The 19,216-nt window shown below is 71.5% G+C and carries 21 protein-coding genes; 11 read left to right on the top strand and 10 right to left on the bottom strand.

Going from position 1 to position 19,216, the window contains the following annotated elements; translation table 11 throughout:
• Positions 1 to 143 precede the first annotated feature (143 nt).
• Positions 144 to 911: an IclR family transcriptional regulator gene (locus tag ABD289_RS22655; protein WP_344136586.1), complete on the top strand. Its 768-nt coding sequence runs from the start codon at positions 144 to 146 to the stop codon at positions 909 to 911.
• Positions 912 to 926: 15 nt separating this feature from the next.
• Here the strand turns inward: ABD289_RS22655 and ABD289_RS22650 are convergent, their stop codons facing one another.
• Complete coding sequence (locus ABD289_RS22650; protein WP_344136583.1) at positions 927 to 1,625, bottom strand: mycothiol-dependent nitroreductase Rv2466c family protein; 699 nt, start codon at positions 1,623 to 1,625, stop codon at positions 927 to 929.
• Between the two features lie 145 nt (positions 1,626 to 1,770).
• On the opposite strand from ABD289_RS22650, the gene ABD289_RS22645 reads away from it, so the two are divergent.
• A complete protein-coding gene (locus tag ABD289_RS22645) occupies positions 1,771 to 2,370 on the top strand; it encodes a class I SAM-dependent methyltransferase (protein WP_344136580.1) in 600 nt (199 codons plus the stop codon).
• Positions 2,371 to 2,376: 6 nt separating this feature from the next.
• On the opposite strand, the gene ABD289_RS22640 is transcribed toward ABD289_RS22645, so the two are convergent.
• Complete coding sequence (locus ABD289_RS22640; RefSeq protein WP_344136577.1) at positions 2,377 to 3,288, bottom strand: LysR family transcriptional regulator; 912 nt, start codon at positions 3,286 to 3,288, stop codon at positions 2,377 to 2,379.
• A gap of 71 nt (positions 3,289 to 3,359) precedes the next feature.
• On the opposite strand from ABD289_RS22640, the gene ABD289_RS22635 reads away from it, so the two are divergent.
• Together ABD289_RS22635 and ABD289_RS22630 are read left to right on the top strand one after the other, a co-directional pair.
• Positions 3,360 to 4,385 carry a YeiH family protein gene (locus ABD289_RS22635; protein WP_425564763.1) on the top strand — a complete coding sequence of 342 codons (1,026 nt, stop codon included), beginning with the start codon at positions 3,360 to 3,362 and terminating at the stop codon, positions 4,383 to 4,385.
• A 158-nt stretch (positions 4,386 to 4,543) separates the two neighbouring features.
• Positions 4,544 to 5,668: an NDMA-dependent alcohol dehydrogenase gene (locus ABD289_RS22630; RefSeq protein WP_344136571.1), complete on the top strand. Its 1,125-nt coding sequence runs from the start codon at positions 4,544 to 4,546 to the stop codon at positions 5,666 to 5,668.
• 28 nt (positions 5,669 to 5,696) lie between these two features.
• On the opposite strand, the gene ABD289_RS22625 is transcribed toward ABD289_RS22630, so the two are convergent.
• From ABD289_RS22625 to ABD289_RS22615, 3 genes are all read right to left on the bottom strand, one after another.
• Positions 5,697 to 6,059 (bottom strand): helix-turn-helix transcriptional regulator, encoded by a 363-nt coding sequence (locus tag ABD289_RS22625; protein WP_344136568.1) that lies wholly within the window; start codon positions 6,057 to 6,059, stop codon positions 5,697 to 5,699.
• A 7-nt stretch (positions 6,060 to 6,066) separates the two neighbouring features.
• Positions 6,067 to 6,375, bottom strand: coding sequence for an AraC-like ligand-binding domain-containing protein (locus ABD289_RS22620; protein WP_344136565.1), 309 nt, complete (start codon positions 6,373 to 6,375; stop codon positions 6,067 to 6,069).
• A gap of 80 nt (positions 6,376 to 6,455) precedes the next feature.
• Complete coding sequence (locus ABD289_RS22615; protein WP_344136562.1) at positions 6,456 to 7,784, bottom strand: YjiH family protein; 1,329 nt, start codon at positions 7,782 to 7,784, stop codon at positions 6,456 to 6,458.
• Positions 7,785 to 8,042: 258 nt separating this feature from the next.
• Here ABD289_RS22615 and ABD289_RS22610 point away from each other — a divergent pair, with 258 nt between their 5' ends.
• From ABD289_RS22610 to ABD289_RS22595, 4 genes are read left to right on the top strand one after another with little or no spacing between them, the layout of a single operon-like run.
• Positions 8,043 to 9,014 (top strand): thiamine pyrophosphate-dependent enzyme, encoded by a 972-nt coding sequence (locus ABD289_RS22610; RefSeq protein ID WP_344136559.1) that lies wholly within the window; start codon positions 8,043 to 8,045, stop codon positions 9,012 to 9,014.
• Positions 9,007 to 9,996, top strand: a complete 990-nt coding sequence (locus ABD289_RS22605) for an alpha-ketoacid dehydrogenase subunit beta (RefSeq protein ID WP_344136556.1) — start codon at positions 9,007 to 9,009, stop codon at positions 9,994 to 9,996. Before ABD289_RS22610 ends, ABD289_RS22605 begins: the two co-directional genes overlap by 8 nt.
• Positions 9,989 to 10,309, top strand: coding sequence for a biotin/lipoyl-containing protein (locus ABD289_RS22600; RefSeq protein ID WP_344136553.1), 321 nt, complete (start codon positions 9,989 to 9,991; stop codon positions 10,307 to 10,309). Before ABD289_RS22605 ends, ABD289_RS22600 begins: the two co-directional genes overlap by 8 nt.
• A 2-nt stretch (positions 10,310 to 10,311) precedes the next feature.
• On the top strand, positions 10,312 to 10,956 hold the full coding sequence (locus tag ABD289_RS22595) for an alpha/beta fold hydrolase (protein ID WP_344136550.1): 645 nt from the start codon (positions 10,312 to 10,314) through the stop codon (positions 10,954 to 10,956).
• A gap of 34 nt (positions 10,957 to 10,990) precedes the next feature.
• Here ABD289_RS22595 and ABD289_RS22590 read toward each other — a convergent pair whose 3' ends face one another.
• The 3 genes from ABD289_RS22590 to ABD289_RS22580 all read right to left on the bottom strand — a co-directional run bounded on the left by ABD289_RS22590 (position 10,991) and on the right by ABD289_RS22580 (position 13,848).
• Positions 10,991 to 12,244 carry an NAD(P)/FAD-dependent oxidoreductase gene (locus ABD289_RS22590; RefSeq protein ID WP_344136547.1) on the bottom strand — a complete coding sequence of 418 codons (1,254 nt, stop codon included), beginning with the start codon at positions 12,242 to 12,244 and terminating at the stop codon, positions 10,991 to 10,993.
• Entirely contained in the window at positions 12,222 to 12,545 is a 324-nt protein-coding gene (locus ABD289_RS22585) for a 2Fe-2S iron-sulfur cluster-binding protein (RefSeq protein WP_344136544.1), read from the bottom strand. The genes ABD289_RS22590 and ABD289_RS22585 overlap by 23 nt, the downstream gene beginning before the upstream one ends.
• A 112-nt stretch (positions 12,546 to 12,657) precedes the next feature.
• Positions 12,658 to 13,848 carry a cytochrome P450 gene (locus ABD289_RS22580; protein WP_344136541.1) on the bottom strand — a complete coding sequence of 397 codons (1,191 nt, stop codon included), beginning with the start codon at positions 13,846 to 13,848 and terminating at the stop codon, positions 12,658 to 12,660.
• 98 nt (positions 13,849 to 13,946) lie between these two features.
• Here ABD289_RS22580 and ABD289_RS22575 point away from each other — a divergent pair, with 98 nt between their 5' ends.
• The 3 genes from ABD289_RS22575 to ABD289_RS22565 all read left to right on the top strand — a co-directional run bounded on the left by ABD289_RS22575 (position 13,947) and on the right by ABD289_RS22565 (position 17,515).
• Positions 13,947 to 14,867, top strand: a complete 921-nt coding sequence (locus tag ABD289_RS22575; protein WP_344136536.1) for a LysR family transcriptional regulator — start codon at positions 13,947 to 13,949, stop codon at positions 14,865 to 14,867.
• A gap of 107 nt (positions 14,868 to 14,974) precedes the next feature.
• Positions 14,975 to 16,378 (top strand): aldehyde dehydrogenase family protein, encoded by a 1,404-nt coding sequence (locus ABD289_RS22570; protein WP_344136533.1) that lies wholly within the window; start codon positions 14,975 to 14,977, stop codon positions 16,376 to 16,378.
• A gap of 114 nt (positions 16,379 to 16,492) precedes the next feature.
• On the top strand, positions 16,493 to 17,515 hold the full coding sequence (locus ABD289_RS22565; protein WP_344136530.1) for an AraC-like ligand-binding domain-containing protein: 1,023 nt from the start codon (positions 16,493 to 16,495) through the stop codon (positions 17,513 to 17,515).
• Here ABD289_RS22565 and ABD289_RS22560 read toward each other — a convergent pair.
• Both ABD289_RS22560 and ABD289_RS22555 read right to left on the bottom strand, forming a co-directional pair.
• The gene (locus ABD289_RS22560; RefSeq protein WP_344136527.1) at positions 17,505 to 17,807 is read right to left on the bottom strand and encodes an EthD family reductase; all 303 of its coding nucleotides are present in this window, start codon (positions 17,805 to 17,807) and stop codon (positions 17,505 to 17,507) included. The genes ABD289_RS22565 and ABD289_RS22560 overlap by 11 nt on opposite strands.
• Positions 17,807 to 19,066, bottom strand: coding sequence for a styrene monooxygenase/indole monooxygenase family protein (locus tag ABD289_RS22555; RefSeq protein ID WP_344136524.1), 1,260 nt, complete (start codon positions 19,064 to 19,066; stop codon positions 17,807 to 17,809). The genes ABD289_RS22560 and ABD289_RS22555 overlap by 1 nt, the downstream gene beginning before the upstream one ends.
• Between the last annotated feature and the right edge of the window lie 150 nt (positions 19,067 to 19,216).

Below are 19,216 nucleotides of genomic sequence, written 5' to 3'. Positions count from 1 at the left end.
AGGTGTCCGTTGAACGAGCAGTTCCGGAAGTCCATGCGATCCGCACCTGCCAGTCAACGAGCAGCTACTTCGGCCCGCGGAAGTTCTCGGTGTTCAAACGCGACCGGTCACGGCGTTCACTGAGCGGACGTATGCTTCGCGGTATGGATTCGCCTCCCGGAGACGTCACCGGCCGCATCGCGGCGGTGCTGCGAGCGCTGTCCGGGTTCCAGCAGCGCGGCGCGACGACCACCGAGATCGCGGGCGCGACCGAGCTCGCGCGCCCCACCACGCACCGCCTGCTCACCGCGCTCGACGCCCAGGGGTACGTGGACCGCGACCGGGCCAACGGCCGCTGGTTCCTGGGACCGGAGCTGTACCTGCTGGGAGAGGTCGCGGCGCAGCGCTACGACGTCACGGCACTGGCCCGCGACAGCGTGCGGCGCCTCGCCGAGGCCACCGGCGAGAGCGCGTTCTTCTCCGCGCACCGCGGCGACGAGACGGTCTGCCTGCTCCGCGAGGACGGCGACTTCCCGATCCGGTCGTTCGTGCTCCACGAGGGCGCTCGGTTCCCGCTCGGCGTGGTCTCCGCGGGCCTGGTCGTGCTCGCCATGCTCACCGACGCCGAGATCGACGCCTACTTCGCCCGCACCGACCTCGCGGCCCGCTGGGGCGAGGAGCACGCCCAGGACGCCGTCCGGGAGCGGATCGACCGCACCCGGCGGAGCGGCTACTCCGTCAACCCCGGCCTGGTCGTCGAAGACAGCTGGGGCATGGCCGCGGCGGTGTTCGACCGGCACGGGAAGCCCTCCTGGGCGCTGACCATCACCGGTGTCGAGTCGCGCTTCCGCTCGAACCGCAGGCCCCACCTCGGCGCGCTGCTGCTGAAGGAGGCGCACCTGCTCACCAAGCAGCTCCGGCCCGGTGGGTAGCGCTCGGCGAGCGGGTCACCGCACCTGGGTGTCCCGCCCCGCGATGCGGGAGCTCAGCGGTGTGTCCGGGAAGTTGCGCAGACTGCGCTTGAGCTCGGCGAATCCGGGCCAGCGGGCGAGCGTTTCGACCGCGTCCCACAGGCGCACGGCCTCCGCCTCGTCCGGCGCGCGGTCGATGACGGGGCCGAAGAGGGCCGGGCCGTCCGGCGGGTCGAAGGACAGGATCGGCGTTCCCACGCCGCCCCCGGCTCGCTGCACGGCCTCCTCGGTCTCGCTGCGCAGACCGGTGTCCCACGCCGGGTCGTGCGCGGCATCGGCGAGTCCGCGGGGCAGGCCGGCCGCGTCCAGCGCGGCCATCAGGTCGCGGGGTGCGGCGGTGCTGGCCAGCACCGCCTCGAAGCTCGCCTCCTCCGGCGGCGCGACGTTCCAGACCGCCTCGCCCAGCGCGCGATACAGCTCCCCGACCACGTCCTCGCCGTGCTCGGCGCGGGCCGCCGCGACCACGCGCAGCATCTCCAGCCCGCGCTCGTGCGCCTCCGGGTAGGCCGCGGGCTTGCCCTCGTAACCGATCGGCTCGTTGAGCACCTTCAGCGCCAGCGGCCGCCAGCGCACCCGCAGCGGCCGCTGGGCGGCGACGCCGCGCACCCATTGCGCGGTCACCCAGCAGAACGGGCAGATCGGGTCGAAGAAGAACTCGACGCGCTGATCGGACACAGCTCGCACCTCACGTCGTCGGTCGTGGCAGCACTGGCGTCTCGCGCCACTGTCACAGCGCGAACGCGATCTCGCGATTCGCGAGGCCCCGCGTCCGCGGCAGGCCGCGTCGGTTCCGCCCGTCCCGTCGAGGACAATGCGAGGCATGGCTGAGCAGAGCATCTGGATGAGCAAGGTCGCGGCCGACCCGGGCCACTCCGCCTGGTACGTCGAGCGCTTCCGCTCCATGGCGCGCCAGGGCGAGGACATCGTCGGCGAGGCCCGGCTCGTGGACGCCATGGTGGCGCGGGGATCCCGCATCCTCGACGCGGGCTGCGGTCCCGGCCGCATCGGCGGGGCGCTCGCCCGGGCCGGTCACGACGTCGTCGGGGTGGACGTCGACCCGACCCTGATCGAGGCCGCCCGGGAGGATCACCCCGGACCGCAGTGGCTCGTCGGCGATCTCGCCGAGCTCGACCTGCCCGCGCAGGGCATCACCGGCTCGTTCGACGCGATCGTCTGCGCGGGCAACGTGATGCCCTTCCTCGCCCCGAGCACCCGCCGCGAGGTGCTGCGCAGGCTCCGCGCGCACCTGTCCCGAGGCGGCCGCGCCGCCATCGGTTTCGGCGCCGACCGCGACTACGGTTTCAGCGAGTTCCTCGACGACGCCGCGGCCGCCGATCTCCAGCCCGACCTGCTGCTGTCCACCTGGGATCTGCGCCCCTTCGCCGAGGACTCGAACTTCCTGGTGGCGCTGCTGCGCTGACGCGGCTCAGGGATCGTTTCGCGCGGACCCATCGCGGGTGGTCAGCGCCAGCAGCTCGGCGGCAGGTCCGAGCAGGCGATGCCCGCCCGGCCAGACGGCGCGCAAGGTCCGGGAGAAATCGACACCGTCGACCAGGACCCGGACGAGCCTGCCGTCCGCCAGGTCGGTCGCCACGGCGAGCTCGCTGATGATCGCAGGCCCCGTCCCCGCGATCACCGCGCTGCGCACCGCGGCTGATGATCCGAGCTCGACGTGCGGTTGCAAGCTCCCCGCACCGGCGGCCGCGAGCGCCAGCTCGACGGTCTCGCGGGTGCCCGACCCGGGCTCGCGCACCACCAGCGGCGTCGCCGCGAGCTCGGCGGGGCGCAGCGAACGCCGGCGCCGCGCCCACGGATGCTGCGGGGAGACCACGACCACCAGCCGGTCCGCGGCCACCTCCCGGCTGGACAGTCCCTTCGGGACGCTCGGCGACTCGATGAATCCGAGATCCACTTCGCCTGCGGTGACGAGCTCCACGACGTGTTCGGAGTTGCTCACCTGCAACCCCATGTACACGTCGGGCCGCAGGCGGCGCAGCTCGCCGACCCACACCGGCGCGAAGTGCTCGGCGAGGGTCATGCTGGCGGCCACGCGCAGTTCGGCGTCCCGCTCGGCCCGCAGCGCCTCGGCACCGGTGCGCAGGCCCTCCAGCTCGTCGAGCACCCGCTGAGCCCAGCCGACCACCACCCGCCCGGAGCCGGTGAGCTCGGAACCGCGCCGCGTGCGTTCCAGCAGCACCAGCCCGAGCTGACGCTCCAGGGTGGACATCCGCTTGCTCGCCGACGGCTGCGCGATGCCCAGCTCCTCGGCGGCTCGCCCGAGGCTGCCCAGATCGCGCACCAGCACGAGCAGGCGCAGGGATTCCACGTCAACGGTCATAACCACAGGGTATGAGCACCTCGCCGGACGACGGCTACCGCGCCGGGGCCATGCCGACCAGTCTTACCGGCATGACCGCCACCACCTCGAGGCTCGCGCGACGATTACCGCCCCGTCCACCGGCCCTCGCCAGGCTGGCGCCCGGTCTCGGAGTGACCGCGCTCGGCGTCGCGGCGGCGTACGCGATCAGCCTCGCGCTACCGGCCCTGAGCGCGCTCATCGTGGCCGTGGTGCTCGGCGTCATCACCAGCCACCTGCCGTTCCTGCCGTCCACCGCTCGGGTCGGGCTGACCTGGGCGATGCGCAAACTGCTCCGCGTCGGGGTGGTCCTGCTCGGCCTGCAGCTGTCCCTCGGGCAATTGACCGGTCTGGGCGCGGGATCGCTGCTGGCGGTGGTCACCACGGTGGTGGTCACGTTCCTCGGCACCCTCGCGATCGGCGGGCTGCTCGGCGTCTCCCGGGGGCTCAACCTCGTGGTGGCGACGGGTTTCTCGATCTGCGGCGCGTCCGCGATCGCGGCGGTGGAAGGAGTCGCCGACCCGGACGAACGCGAAGTGGCCACCGGAGTCGCCCTGGTGACCCTCTACGGCGGGCTGACCATCGCCGCAGTTCCGTTCCTCGGCGACCGGCTCGGGTTGTCCGGACCCGCGCTGGGGGCCTGGGCCGGATTGTCGGTGCACGAGGTGGCCCAGGTCGTCGCCGCCGCCTCCCCCGCAGGCGCGGCAGCCGTGGCCACGGCGGTGACCGTGAAGCTCAGCCGCGTGGTGCTGCTCGCGCCGATGGTCGCCGCCGTCGGCGTCGTGCAGCGCCGGCGCGCTCCTGGCACCGCGGGCGCGCGGCCACCGATCGTCCCGCTGTTCCTGGCCGGATTCCTGGTCATGATCGCCGCGCGCAGCACCGGGCAAGTGCCGGAGGCGGTGCTCGCCGGAGCCGGAACGCTGACGACGCTGCTGCTGACCGGAGCGCTGTTCGCGCTGGGCACCGCCGTGCGCATCCCCGACCTGGTGCGCACCGGCGGCAGAGCGGTCCTGCTTGGCCTGTGCTCGACGCTGCTGATCGGCACGACCGCTTTCGCAACGCTGCAGCTGTTCACCTGACGGCACCCGAAGCGGATCGCGCGAATCCGGTTCCCGGGCCGCGCCCCAGCACAGCGGCTCGCGTGCACGAATTGGCGAGCACCGGCCGCCGACCGGTGTTGCCGCGGTCGGCCCGCGCGGCTCTACTGAGGCCGACGCAGGTCTCAACGGAGGTATCAATGCCGATCACCACCCGTACGTCCATCATCCGCTCCTCGCCCGGCCGCTACGAGACCGTCGAGGTCGAGCTCGACGACCCGCGCCAGAGCGAGGTCACCGTCAAGCTCGCCGCCTCCGGGTTGTGCCACTCCGATGACCACGTCGCCACCGGTGACGTGCCGGTCGGGGTCTACCCGTACGCGGGCGGGCACGAGGGCTCCGGTGTCATCACGGCCGTCGGGCCGAGCACGCCCGGTTTCGCGGTGGGCGACCACGTCGTGTTCTCCTTCCTGCCCGCCTGCGGCAGGTGCGAGTTCTGCGCGCGCGGCATGTCCAACCTGTGCGACCTCGGCGCGTCGCTGCTCACCGGTGCCCGCGCCGACGATCCGTCCAGCTTCCGGATGCACCTCGACGGCGAGCCGGTCGGTCAGCAGTGCGGCATCTCCACCTTCAGCGAGCACACGACCGTGTCGATCGACTCCGTCGTGAAGATCGACAAGAGCATTCCGCTGCGCTCGGCCGCGCTGATCGGCTGCGGCGTGCCGACCGGCTGGGGCTCGGCGGTCAAGTCCGCGAACCTCGAGCCCGGCGACACCGCGATCGTGATGGGCATCGGCGGCATCGGCGTCAACGCGTTGCAGGGCGCCGCGCACGCGGGCGCGACGACGATCATCGCGGTGGACCCGGTCGCGACCAAGGAGGACTGGGCCAAGCAGTTCGGCGCGACCCACTTCTGCACCTCCATCGAGGAGGCTGCCGAGCACGCGCGCTCGATCACCAACGGTCAGGGCGCCGACGCCACGATCGTCACCGTCGGGGTGGTCGAGGGCGAGCACATCGGCGAGGCGCTCGCCTCGATCCGCAAGGCGGGCACCGTGGTGGTCACCGGGCTCGGCGACATCACCGCTGTCGGAGCACCGATCGCGCTCGGCGACCTGACGCTGATGCAGAAGCGGTTGCAGGGCTCGCTGTTCGGCGAGTCCAACCCGCGCAAGGACATCCCGAACCTGCTGCGCATGTACCAGGCCGGCCAGCTCAAGCTCGACGAACTGGTGACCAGCACCTACACGCTCGACCAGGTCGCCGAGGCCTACGACGACATGCACGCGGGCCGCAACCTGCGCGGCGTCGTCGTCTTCGACTGACCGGCAGCGGCTTCCGGCGGGTGGGGCGCTATCCCTCCCGCCGGACCTCGGCCGCGGTGCGCCCGAACTCCGCCTTCAGACCGCGACCCAGGTGCGTGGGGTGAAGACGCCCCACCTCGCGGCGATCGCCGCGGCCGTGCGGTCGGCGAACGCCGGATCGACGAGCTCCCGGCGGATCCGGTCCAGCCGTTGGCGGCGAATCCACGCCGAGAGGCGTCATCGACCGCTCGGCGAACAGCTTGTGCAGGTAGCGCACGGACACGCGGTGCGCCCGCGCGACCGATTCGACGGTGAGCCCCGAATCGTCGAGCCGGGCGAGGCAATGCGCCAGCACCCGGTCCGCGAAGTCCGCGCCCTTCTCCGGCACGAGCTCGGTGAGCACCGTGGACACCAGCGCGTCAACGAGATGCTCGCCCCATCGCCGCGGAACCCCTCCGCCGGCCGTCCTGCTCGATCTCCGCGCGCCCGGCGGTCATCAAGGTGATCTTCACGAGATCGCGGTCGCCGGAGCTGATCAACCGGGGCGAGCGCCGCACGTGGCAGGGCGCGCACCTGATGCGCGTCGCGACCACGTCGCCCGCGATCGTGGCCCGCAGCGAGTTCGGGAGCGGACCGGGCCGCAGCGGCCGGATCCGCAATGGCGCGAACAACGCCGACGCGGATGCCTCGAACGGTTCGACCTGCTCCTGGGAACCGACCGACATCATCGTCCGTCCCTCTGCCGACCGATCGTTCAGCAGAAGAACGATACGAGCCCACATGCACCAACGGCAATGCCGCGCACCGGTCAGAACAGCACCAGGGCCACCGGGGTCGCGAAGAGCAGCGACAGCGCCACGCGTTCGAACCAGATCACCACCATCCGAAACACCGAGATCGGAATCTCGGTGGCGACCACGCACGGCACCAGGGCCGAGAAGAAGACGATCTGGGACACCGACACGACGGCCACGATGAACTTCACCGCCGCCGACGACCCGGTCACCAGCAGCGCGGGCAGGAACATCTCAGCGACGCCCACCGCCGCGGCCTTGGCGACCAGCATCGGTTCAGGCGCCTGCGTGATCCAGGTGATCGGGTAGAAGACGTGGCCGACCCAGTCGAACACCGGCGTGTAGGTCGCCAGAACCATGCCAAGCAGACCGATGGACAGGATCGACGGCAGGATCGCCATCGCCATCAGCGTCCCGTCCTTGAGGTTGCGCACGATGTTCCTGCCGAGCGGCGGAGCCGCGGCGACCGCTGCCCTCGCCTCGGCCCAGGCTCGCGCGAGCCGCCGGCCTCGGTCGTCCGGTTCGCTCCGCGGAACGGCGCCCGCGAAGTACTCGTCGCGCATCCTCGACAGCGGCCAGATGCGCACGGTCACCGCGGTCACCGCGAACGTCACCGCCAGGGATGTTCCGAAGAGGACGTTCCAGCTGCCCATGAGGTCCAAAGTGCTCGCGACGACCACCACGAACGTCGCCGAGACCGTGGAGAAACCGGTGGCGATGATCGCGGCTTCCCGTCCGGAGTACTTCCCCTCCTTGTACACCCGGTTCGTGATCAGCAGTCCGAGCGAGTAGCTGCCGACGAACGAGGCGACCGCATCGATCGCCGAACGCCCGGGCGTTTTCCAGATCGGCCGCATGACCGGCTGGAGCAGCACACCGGCGAACTCGAGCAGGCCGTAGCCGACCAGCAGCGCGAGGAAGACCGCGCCGATCGGCACCAGCAGCCCTACCGGAACGACCAGCTTGTCGAACAGGTACGGGCCCATGTTCTCCGCGAGCAGCCACGCCGGTCCGACGCGCAGCACGAGCATCGCGCCCACCACGAACCCGATCACCTTGAACAGCGAGAAAACAACGGAAACAGGGGATTTCCGCCACGTTCCACTGACGAACGGGTGGACGGCACCGGCGAGGATCACGACGAGCGCGTAGTACGGCAGCGCGCTCGGCACTCCGGACTCGATCGCCGTCACCAGGTGATCGAGGAGAATCGAACGCTCACCGCCGATCTCGAGCGGCACGAAGAACGCGAACGCCCCCAACGGGCTGTAGACGAAGAACCTCCACATCGGCACCTCCGTTCCGGACGCCGCCACGAATTCGTCGCCCTGCTCGTTCGCCATGTGCACCACCTCCGTTGGCGAGGAAGCGTTGCAGCAGGTGCGTCGACGGGGAACACCACAGCCGCGCACGCCGTCTCGGATCCCAGACGTGGCCGGCTGCCCGGACTGGAGGGGCATCGCCCACGGACGGAGGAACACCGTCCCAGCGCTGTACAACTTGCCCAGCTCCGGACCGGCGGGGTGCGGCAAAGTGGGCACAGTGCCCAGCACGAAACGGCACTGTTGCATGATCGGTCCCCCGTGCGCACGCTCCTGGGCATGGACGACGCAGACCTCCGCGAGCTCTTTCGCCTGATGCTGGTGGCGCGCCGACTCGACGAGGAGGCGACCGCGCTGCAGCGGCAGGGGGTGCTGCCCGCGTACGCACCGGCCAGGGGCCAGGAGGCCGCTCAGGTCGGCAGCGCGGCGGCGCTGGACCTGACGCGCGACTTCGCCTTCCCCACCTACCGCGAGCTGGGCGCGGCCGTCGCGATGGGCGTCGACCTCGTCGCCTACATGGCCACCCACCTCAACATCTGGCACGGCGGCCTCTACGACGCGAGCGCCACCCGCCTCGCGCCGTTCAACGCCGTCGTCGGCGGACCGGTGACCCACGCGGTCGGCTGGGCCATGGGCGCGCAGCTGGACGACACCGGCGGCGCCGCGCTCGCCTACTTCGGCGACGGCGCCAGTTCGCAGGGCGACGTCCACGAGGCGATGAACTTCGCAGGTGTCTACCGGCTTCCGGTGGTGTTCTTCTGCCAGAGCAACGGGTGGGCGATCTCGATGCCCACCACCGAGCAGGTGGCGGGCGGATCCGTCGCCGACCGCGCCGCGGGATACGGCATCGAAGGCGTGCGCGTGGACGGCAACGACGTCGCGGCCGTGCACGAGGCGACGCTGGCCGCGCTCGAACGCGCGCGCACCGGCGGTGGCCCGGCGGTCATCGAGGCGATGACCTACCGCATGGGTCCGCACTCCACATCGGACGATCCCGGCCGTTACCGCAGCGCTGCCGAGGAGAGCTCCTGGGCGGAGGCGGATCCGATCGCGCGCGCCGCGCGCTCGCTCGCCGCCGAGGACGTGTCCGCCGCCGAGGAGCACGCGGTCGCGGTCGCGCGGGAGACCGCCGAGAAGCTGCGCGGCCTGCCCGCGCCACCCGCCGCGGAGCTGTTCACCTTCGTCTACCGCGAGCCGACGACCGCCCTGCTCGAGCAGCAGCGCGCCTGGAAGGAGTCGCAGGATGCCTGAGCTGTCGCTGCAGCAGGCGCTCAACACCGCGCTGCGTCACGCCTGCGAGGACGACGATCGCGTGCTGATCTTCGGTCAGGACGTGGGCGCGCTCGGCGGCGTGTTCCGCGTGACCGACGGACTGCAGGACAAGTTCGGCGCGCAACGCGTGTTCGACACCCCGCTCGCCGAATCGGCCATCATGGGGACGGCCGTCGGGCTCGCTATGGCCGGCTGGCGTCCCGTTCCGGAGATCCAGTTCGACGGGTTCAGCTATCCGGCGATCGATCAGATCGTCAACCAGGTGGCGCGCATGCACTACCGGAGCCGGGGCGCGCTGAGCATGCCGATCACCTTGCGGTTGCCGAGCTTCGGCGGGATTCGCGCGCCGGAGCACCACGGCGAGAGCCTGGAGGCGCTGTTCGCGCACGTGCCCGGGCTCAAGGTCGTCGCCCCGTCGACGCCGTCCGAGGGCTACCACCTGCTGCGCCAGTCGATCGCCGACCCGGACCCGGTGATCTTCATGGAGCCCAAGTCCCGCTACTGGCAGCGGGAATCGTTCGACCCGACCGAGGAGGTCGCTCCCGCGCCCGTCGGCCGCAGCCGGATCGTCCGGTCCGGCAAGCACGCCACGCTCATCGCCTGGGGCGCCATGGTCTCGCGCTGCGAGCAGGTCGCCGAGCTGGCCGCGGAGGACGGCGTCGAGCTGGAGGTGCTCGACCTGCGGTGGCTCAAACCCATCGACACCGCAGGGCTCGCCGAGTCCATCGCGCGCACCCGCCGCGCCGTCGTCGTGCACGAGGCCCCGCTGACCGCCGGTCTCGGCGCCGAGGTCTCCGCGCTGATCACCGAGCACTGCTTCGGCGAGCTGCGAGCGCCCGTCCAGCGGGCGACCGGGTTCGACGTGCCCTACCCGTCCGGAGCGCTGGAGGACGAGTACCTGCCCAGCGCCGACCGCATCCTGACCGCCGTGCAGACCACCTTGGAGTACCGCCGTGGCTGAAGAGACCTTTCCGCTCCCCGACCTCGGCGAGGGCCTGATCAGCGCGCAGGTGCTGGAATGGCTCGTCGCCGAGGGCGATCGGGTGGAGCGCAACGCACCGCTGGTCGAGCTGGAGACCACCAAGTCGTCGGTGGAGATCCCCTCGCCGCGGTCCGGGCGCGTGGCGAAGCTGCACGTCGGCGACGGCGAGGAGCTCTCGGTGGGCGATCCGCTGGTGACCTTCGAGGTGGAGGACCGGGCCGGGATCGTGGGAACCGTGCCCGAGGACGCGAAGCCGCAGCGCCGCGTGCGCCTGACCCCGCCGGAGGACTGATCGTGTTCGCGACCGCGGCCGACGGCGCCAAGATCTGGTACGAGTGCGCACCGGGTCCGCGCCCGGTGCTGTTCCTGCACGGTTTCGCCTCCGAGCACGAGGCGACGTGGGAGCGAACCGGGTGGGTGCGCGCGGTGGGCGAGCGCGGGCACGTCCTGGTCGACCTGCGCGGGCACGGCAACAGCGAGCGGGCCTCGTCGGGGTACGCGCCGGACGCGCTCGCGCGGGACGTGCTCTGCGCGCTCGAGGCCGCCGAGGTGCCGCCGGTGGACGTGGTGACCTACTCGATGGGCGGGCTGGTGGGCTGGGCGCTGGCCCGGCTGGCCCCCGGCCGCGTCGGCAGGCTCGTGCTGGGCGGGATCGGCGGTTCCCGCGCTGCGCGCGAGAACATGCTGCGCGTGCGAGAGGCCCTCTCCGGCGACCAGCCCGACGCCTGCATCGACGGCGTGGCCGGTCACGGACTGGAGGGCGAACCGCCCGCACCCGCGCTGTTCGCGGCGGGCGAGCTCGACGAGATCGCCCACGACGCGGAGTCCTTCGCGGGCGAGCTGGGCGCGCCGTTCGTCTCCCTGGGCCGCCGCAACCACCTCAACGCCGTGTCCAGCCGACGCTTCAAGGACGCCGCCCTCGAGTTCCTCGCGAGCTGATTCACCGGTGAAACCGGTTTCGCACGAACCGGTTTCACCGAGCCGCGGCGACCTCGCGCGCGAACCCCTTGAGGCTGAAGTCCGGGTCGTCGAGGTCTTCCGGAGTCGGCAGACGATCGGCGGGCAGCAGTCGGCGGGCGGCCACGTGATCGGCGGGCCGGTTCACCGATTCCACCGCGACGAGCCTGCCGTCGCGAAAGCAGCACACCGAGAACCGCCCATCGGCGGGATCGCCCAGGACGACGTCGTCGTCTCCGGGCATCCGCAATCCGGCGATCTGCAGCCTGACGTCGCCCTGGACGCTCCAGAACCAGGGCAGGTCCCGGTAGGCGCCCTCCCGCCCGAGGACGGCCGAGGCGACGTGCCGGGCCTGGTCCATGGCGTTCTGCACCGATTCCAGCCGGGTGCGGATGCCCGCTTGCGCGTTCGGGTGGTTCGCGCAGTCGCCGATCGCGTAGATCGCCGGATCGCAGGTGCGCAGGTTCTCGTCCACGACGATCCCGTCGGCCACCTCCAGCCCGGCCCGCTCGGCGAGTTCCACGCGCGGTGCGACCCCGATGCCGGCGAGCACCAGGTCCGCGCGGTAGTGCGTTCCGGACGCGCCGATCGCACCGGAGACGCGTCCGTTCTCGCCGGTCAACCGCGAAACCGGCTCGCCGCAGCGCAGTTCGGTTCCCGCGCCGCGGTGCGCGGCGGCGACGTGGGAGGCCGCGTCCGGGGAGAGCGCCCTGGTGAGGGGCAATTCGGCGGCTTCGAGCACCGTCACGGCCTTGCCCTGCTCGCGCGCCACCGCGGCGAACTCCAGTCCGATGAACCCGGCGCCGAGGACGAGCACCGAGCTCGCCTCGAGCAGCGCGGCGCGCAGCGAATCGGCGTCGGTGCGGGTGCGCAAGGTGTGCACGCCGCCCAGTTCCGCGCCCGGGACGTCGAGCCGCCGGTTGTCCGCTCCGGTGGCGAGCACGAGCGCGTCGTAGCGGAGCTCGCCGCCGTCGGAGAGCGCGACCGCGCGCTCGCGCCGGTCCAGCGCGGTGGCGGCCACGCCGGTGCGCAGCTCGATGTCGTGTTCGGCGAAGTGCGACCGCCCGCGCAGCGGCTGGTCGGAGACCTCCTCCGCGGCCAGCTGCTCCTTGGACAGCGGCGGTCGCTGATAGGGCGGGTGGTGTTCCTCGCCGAGGATGGTGATGGGTCCGGTGTGCCCGTTCCCGCGCAGCGCGTCGGCGACCTGCACTCCGGCGTGCCCGGCACCGACGACCACCACCCGGGGTTCAGAGCTGGGACTCGGGGACATCGACCGCCACCTCCTCCAGGCCGTCGCCGAGGCGCAGCTGGCAACCGAGACGGCTGCGCGCCTCGTCGCGAGGCGCGGCGGTGCACTCGAGCATTTCCTCCTCGTCCTCCCCGATCGGCGGCAGCAGGTCCTGGTAGGGCTCGCGGACGTAGACGTGGCAGGTCGCGCACATCGCCTGACCGCCGCATTCCCCGACGATCCCCGCGACGCCGTGCTGCACGGCGGCGCGCATGACATTACCGCCCGGTTGGACATCGACGGTGCGCGTGTTGCCGCCGTGGTGGAAGGTGACCTTCGGCATCGGTGCTCCTCCAGGAGATGTTTCAGTTCGGGGTTTGCGTGGCGGTGCCGGGAGCGGAACTTCGGACGCCGCCGGGCTGCGGGATCCGCGGCTCGAGCGGCCACGGCTGGGTTCAGTCCCAGTGCACGGGCAGTTTCAGCACGCCGCGGAAGACCCAGCCGCCCACCGCGGGTCGCTGCGCGGGGTCGAGCCGCAGCCCGGGGAACTCGGCGAACAACCGCGGCAGCGCGACGCGCACGACCGAGGACCGGGCCACCCAGGCCCCGGCGCAGAAGTGGTTGCCGCCGCCGAAGGCCAGGTGCGGCTTGCGCGGGCGGTCGATGTCGTAGGACTCCGCGTCCTCGAAGACCTCGGGATCGCGGTTGGCCGCCCCGACCACGACCCCGAGGCGGGCTCCGCGGGGCACCGCCATACCGGCCAGCTCGGTGTCCCGGGTCGCCTGGCGCGGGTACATGCCGATCGGGGCCACCCAGCGGATGGACTCCTCGAATGCCTCCGACCAGCGCTGCCCGGCCAGCACGCTCGCCAGTTGTTCCGGGTGGGACAGCAGGGCCCACGTCGTCGTGGCGATGGCGTCGCGCGGCTCGTTGAGACCGCCACCGATGGTCATCTTGAAGTTGGCGCGCAGCGATTCCAGCGGCATCCCGGAGGCGCCGAGGGTAGCCAGCAGGCTGCCGTCGGGTTCGCCGCGCAGCACGGGCAGCATCTCGTCGATGGCCTCGTCGACCTCGCGCGAGGAGCGCTCGGCCTCGGCCCACACCTGCGGGTCGTCGGCGTAGTTGCCGGTCCCGTCGATCATGGTCTGCGACCAGCGCTGCAGATCCCGATGGGTCGCGTTGGCGAGCCCGAGGACCATCCGCAGGTTCTCGGCCGCGCAGGGCGCCGCGTACTCGGCGACCAGATCCGCTCCCGGCCCGGCCGCGCGCAACCGGGCCGCGTGCGTGCGGTGGTTGCGCTGGAAGATCGCTTCCCACTGCTGCTTGATCGCCTTGGGCCGCAGGACGCCTCCGTAGGCCTTGCGCTCGGCATCGTGCTCCGGGTCATCCTTGCGCAGCATGCTGTGCCCCATGGCGCGCTTCATCAACGACTCGCTCTCGTCGGCGGAGAACCGCTCCTGGTCCTGCTCGACGGTGTGGCAGGCCTCGTGCCCGACTACCAGGTAGCGGTTGACGGCCGGGACCCAGTGGACCGGGGCCTGCTGCCGCAGTCGCCGGTAGATCGGGTAAGGGTCGGCGTGCAGGGCCGGGATCTCCACCCAATCCGCGGTCGGGATCGTCCGTGCCTCGGTCGTGTTCGCAGCCATCGTTGACCTCCTCGCCGGATGGCTCCAGAGTGATCCGAACCACCTCCGCACGTAAAGTTCAAATAACCTTCCACCAAGCACAACCGAGGTTCAGATCCATGCCGACCTACACCTTGAGGCAGCTGGAGTACTTCGCCGCCGTGGCCGAGGCGAGGTCGATCTCCTCGGCCGCGGCCGACCTGCACGTCACGCCCACGGCGGTGGCCTCGGCGCTGACCGAACTGGAACGGGTGCTGCGCACCCAGCTCGTGGTTCGCCGCAAGGCCCACGGCATCACGCTCACGCCGACCGGGCGCTACCTGCACGAGCGGATCGCCGGGTTGCTGCACGAGGCCGACGAGCTGGAACTGGCGGCCGCGGGCGGCGGCGACGAGCTCGTCGGGCCGCTGGTGCTGGGCTGCTACTCCACCGTCGCGCCGACGGTGGTCCCCACCCTCATGGAATGGGTTCGCGAGAACCATCCGCGGGTGGAGCTGACGATGGTCACCGGCAGCCAGGCCGAGCTGCCGCACCGGTTGCTCACCGGCGGGCTCGACCTGGCCATCGGTTACGACATCGGGCTGCCGGAAGGGCTGGACTCGGTGCTGCTCTACAGCGCGCCGCCCTACGCGCTGCTGCCCGCCGAGCACCACCTCGCGCAGGGCGAGAGCGTGTCGATCACCGACCTGGCCGCCGAACCGATGGTGATGCTGGACCTGCCGCCCGCGGCGCAGCACACCCTGCAGCTGTTCGCGAAGTCCGGGGCAACACCGCGGGTGGTCCAGCGGACCACCGACTTCGAGCTGACCCGTTCGCTGGTCGCCCGCGGCTTCGGCTACTCGGTGCTCATCCAGCGGCCCGCGGTCAACCGGTCCTACGAGGGCCTGCCGCTAGCGCTGCGCGAGATCGTTCCCCCGGATCCGGCCGCGAACGTGCTGATGATGTGGCCGCACGACGTGCGCCTCAACGACCGGGCCGCGGCGCTGGTGGAGTTCGCGACCGGCAACGCCGACCGGCTCGACCCGCGCAACCGCGCCTGAGCGGGCAAGTCTGCGCGCACAGCTCAATCACGTGCGTTCCAGGACAAGGCCCGAAAGCGCGCCACTGGCCAGAATCATCGCGGCCCGTTCAACGAAGGAGCGAACACATGCACAGCTACGACAGCTTGCTCGCGACGGTGACCGACAGCCGCGGGCGTCCGATCGCCGATCCGGCCACCGGGGAGCTCGTGGGCCACGCACCGGAGCACGGGGTCGGCCACCTGGACCGCGCGATCGAAACCGCGCGAGCCGCCCAGCCCGAGTGGGCCGCGCTCGGGCACGACGAGCGGGCCCGATTGCTGCGCGCGGCCGCCGACGCCGTCGACGAGTCCGCCGAAGCGCTCGCCGGGATCATCACTCGCGAGCAGGGAAAACCGCTCAACGGCCCGGGCAGCCGCTTCGAGGCGGGCGCGGTGTCGACCTGGCTGCGCGCGGCGGCCACGACACCGCTGGAGACCGAGCAGCTGCTGGACGGCGAGCACGGCAGCGCGACCCTCGACTACGAACCGGTCGGCCTGGTCGGGGCGATCGGCCCGTGGAACTGGCCCGCGATGATCGCCACCTGGCAGTTCGCGCCCGCGCTGCGCATGGGCAACGCGGTGGTCATGAAGCCTTCCGAGCACACCCCGCTGTCGGTGCTGGCACTGGTGGAGATCGTGAACCGGGTGCTGCCGCCCGGGGTGCTCACCGCGCTGTCCGGCGACCGCGCGATGGGCGAGGCGCTGACCGCCCACCCCGCCTTCGGCAAGATCATGTTCACCGGTTCCACCCGCACCGGGAAAGCGATCGTGCGCGGCAGCGCCGAGCACCTCCCCCGGCTCACCCTCGAGCTCGGCGGCAACGATCCCGGCATCGTGCTGCCCGATGCCGAACCGGAGGCCATCGCCGAGGACCTGTTCTGGGGCGCGTTCATCAACACCGGTCAGACCTGCGCCTGCCTCAAGCGCCTCTACGTCCACGACGACGTGCACGACGCGGTCGTGGAGGCGCTGGCCGACCTCGCAGCCAAGACTCCGATGGGGCCCGGCATCGACGAGCGCAACGTGCTCGGACCGCTGACCACCCGGCAGCAGTTCGGCATCGTCGACGACCTGGTGGAGCGGGCGAAGGCCGCCGGGGCGCGCGTGGTGCTCGGCGGCGATCCGGACCGCGAGCTGCCGGGCAACTTCTACCCGACCACCCTGGTCACCGACATCGCCCCGGGGCAGCCGCTGGTCGTGCAGGAGCAGTTCGGGCCCGCGCTGCCCGTCGTGCGCTACACCGATCTCGACGAGGCGATCGAGCGGGCGAACGCGCTGGACGCGGGACTCGGCGCCTCGGTCTGGTCGGCCGATCCCGAGCGCGCCAGGCAGGTCGCCAAGCGCGTGGCTGCGGGCACCGTGTGGATCAACCAGCACGGCGGGATCCACCCGATGGTTCCGTTCGGCGGCATCAAGGGCTCCGGCTACGGCCTGGAGTTCGGCGCCGAAGGGCTCAAGGCGGTATCGGTGCCGAAGGTGATCAGCGGCTGAGGTCCGGGCCCGGGCCGCTCGCCGGGGGTGCGGCCCGGGTCGGTACTGGCCAAGGACGGGCGCGGGCGGTTTTAATGCAGGGCAATTCTCGCCGCCGAGGTCGAAGGAGGGCGCATGACCGCATCACCACCGGTCTCCGGGCCTCGGGCCGGGACCGCCCTGCCCCCGGTCGCGTTCGCGACCGAGTCGGTGCTCGCCTGGCAGCGGGTGACGTCCTCCTCGTTCGTCCCGCTGGTGGTCGACGATCTCAGCGACGGGCGGTTCGCGGGCAACATCCGCGGCCGGGTCGTCGACGACGTCTTCTTCTCCCGGCTGCGGGTCACCCCGCACGAGGTGCACCGCACCCGGGCGCTCATCGACGCCTCCGAGCGGCTGTTCTACAAGATCACCCTGATGCTGGAGGGCACCGGCGAGCTGGTGCAGGACAACCGCCGGGCGCTGATGCTGCCGGGCAGCATCAGCGTCTACGACACCGCGCGGCCCTACGACCTGCGCTTCGCCGATCCGGTGGACGCCGTGGTGATCATGTTCCCGCGCGATCTGATCGACGCCAGCCCCGACCACGTCCGCGCGATCACCGCGATCTCGCTGGGCCCGGAGGAATGCCTGACCAGGCTGGTCACCCCGCTGCTGACCGAGATCTCCAGCGACTTCGCCTCGCTGGAGGGGCCCGCCGCCGCGCGGGTGGTTCGCACCGCGGTGGAGCTCATCTCCGCCCTGCTGAGCACGGCCGCGCTCTCGCGCACCACCGAGGGAGACCGCGAGCACCTGTCGCTGATGCTGCGGATCCGGGAGCACATCCTGGACAACCTCGGCGACAGCGAGCTCAACCCGGACAACATCGCGCGCGCCGCCTACATCTCCACCCGGCACCTGCACGGGTTGTTCCACCAGCAGGGCACCACGGTCTCGGCCTGGATCCGGGAACAGCGGATCGAGGCCATCCGCCGCGAGCTCGGCGATCCGATGCACGCGCACCGGCCCATCGCCGAGATCGCCACCAGCTGGGGCTATCCGGACGCCTCGCACTTCTCGCGGACCTTCCGCCAGCAGGTCGGCATGGCTCCCAGCGCGTTTCGCCGCGCCGCGCTGGAAAAGACGCGGCGCGGCGAGTCGTCCAACTCCGTCAGCGCGTAACGAGCGGGTAGTCCAGCACGACGGCTCCGCCGGTGGCGTAGTTGGGCACGTCGGCCTGCACGGCCTTCCCCTCCGGTGAGGCCATCGCGGCCGCCAGCGCCTCGGCGTCGGCGAACTCGGCCTCGAAGATCGCGAAGTACGGGCTCTCCGGCTCGCCGTGCACGTCGAAGCTGTAGCGCCAGGCGAGCACGCCCGGCAGCTGCGCGGCCAGCGGCAGGTGGGTGGTCTCGTAGTACTCCCGGAACGCCTCCGGGTCTCTCGGGTGCGGGTACAGGACCAGGAGCTTGTGCATCAGAAGGCCTTCCGGTCAGTCGGGTCGTTGCCGATCGCGGCGTGCCGGGCGATCGCGGCGTCCACGCGCTCCGGGGTGGCCACCATGTCGCCGTTGCGGTGCGGGTAGCTGAAGTTCTCGGTGAACTCGTCGCAGAGCGTGCGCATCTCGGACATCGCGCCGATCAGCTTCTGCAGGTGCGGCGGCGTGGGCGTGGCGATCATGGTGTTCACCCAGGTGCTCAGCCCGTCCACGCGCTCCCGGCGGCGCAGCGCGACCTTCTGCGCGAAGCGCTCGTCGACCACGCCGTCCTCGATGATCGCGTCGGCGGCCACCTGCGCCTCGAACGACGCGGAGTTGGCGCCCTGGCCGGTCACCGGGTCGACGGTGCAGTGCGCGTCGCCCAGCGCCAGCACCACGGTTCCGTCGTCGAGCAGCCGGTAGTCCTCGCGCACGACGGGGCGCACCGCGCCTTGCAGGACGTCACCGGGGCGCATCAGCTTGAACCGGGACTCGTCGATGCGCTCGTAGACCGACGGGTGGTGCTCCTTGAGCTTCTGCAGGGTCAGCTTGCGGTACGCCTCGGGATCGTCGGATTCCTTCTGCGTCATCAGCGCTTCCAGATCGCCGCCGGGAACATTCTCGCACAGCAGCGCGCTCGCCCAGCCGTCGAAGGTCGTGATCGGCAGGTCCAGCAGTTCGCCGTGCCCCGGCGAGATGCTCATCGTCACCGAGCGCGGCTCGGTCTGCGCGACGCCGTCCCAGAAACCGACCGCCAGGTGCCGCTGCGGCTTGGCGTAGGGCGACACGTCCGGGCGCTCGCCGAAGTACTCGGCGAACGAGCGCTTCCCGGCGGCGACCACGACGAGGTCGTGCCTGCGAGCCAGCTGCTCGAAGTCGGACGGTTCGATCGCGCGCTGCTCGATGGTGCCGCCGCGCTCCTCGTACTCCGCCATCAACCGCGGCAGGTAGATCCGGTAGTCGAGCACCCGGGAGGGCCGCAGGAAGTCACCGCGGAACACCGGAGGCCCGCCCGGCGCGTTGAGGTGGTGGAAGTGCACCTGGTAGCCGTACTCCTCGGCGGGCCAGAAGTTCACCCCCATCGCGTTCTCGCGGGCGATCGTCGGCGCGTGGTGCGAGACGCTGTTCTGCGGCGGCCCCGACGCCATCTGCTCGGCGGTCTGGTTGGTGTAGATCCGGGTGGGGACCCCGGCCTGCTGGAGCAGCAGCGCGAGGTGCAAGCCCGCGGTGCCCGCTCCGATGATCCCGATGTCTGGCATCTGCGTCTCCTCGTTGAGGCGTGCCGGTCGGCGTGCCGACGTCGTCGGCACGGTCATCGTGAACCGCCCGGCCCGATCGCGGATAGCCGCGGCCGCCCCGTGTTCGCTCTGGTGCAGGACCGCTGCACTGGCTGTCAACTCCGCTTCCGC

Source organism: Saccharopolyspora halophila (assembly GCF_039531955.1).
Classification (GTDB): Bacteria; Actinomycetota; Actinomycetes; order Mycobacteriales; family Pseudonocardiaceae; genus Saccharopolyspora; species Saccharopolyspora halophila.
This window is presented reverse-complemented; position numbering and strand designations above follow the sequence as displayed.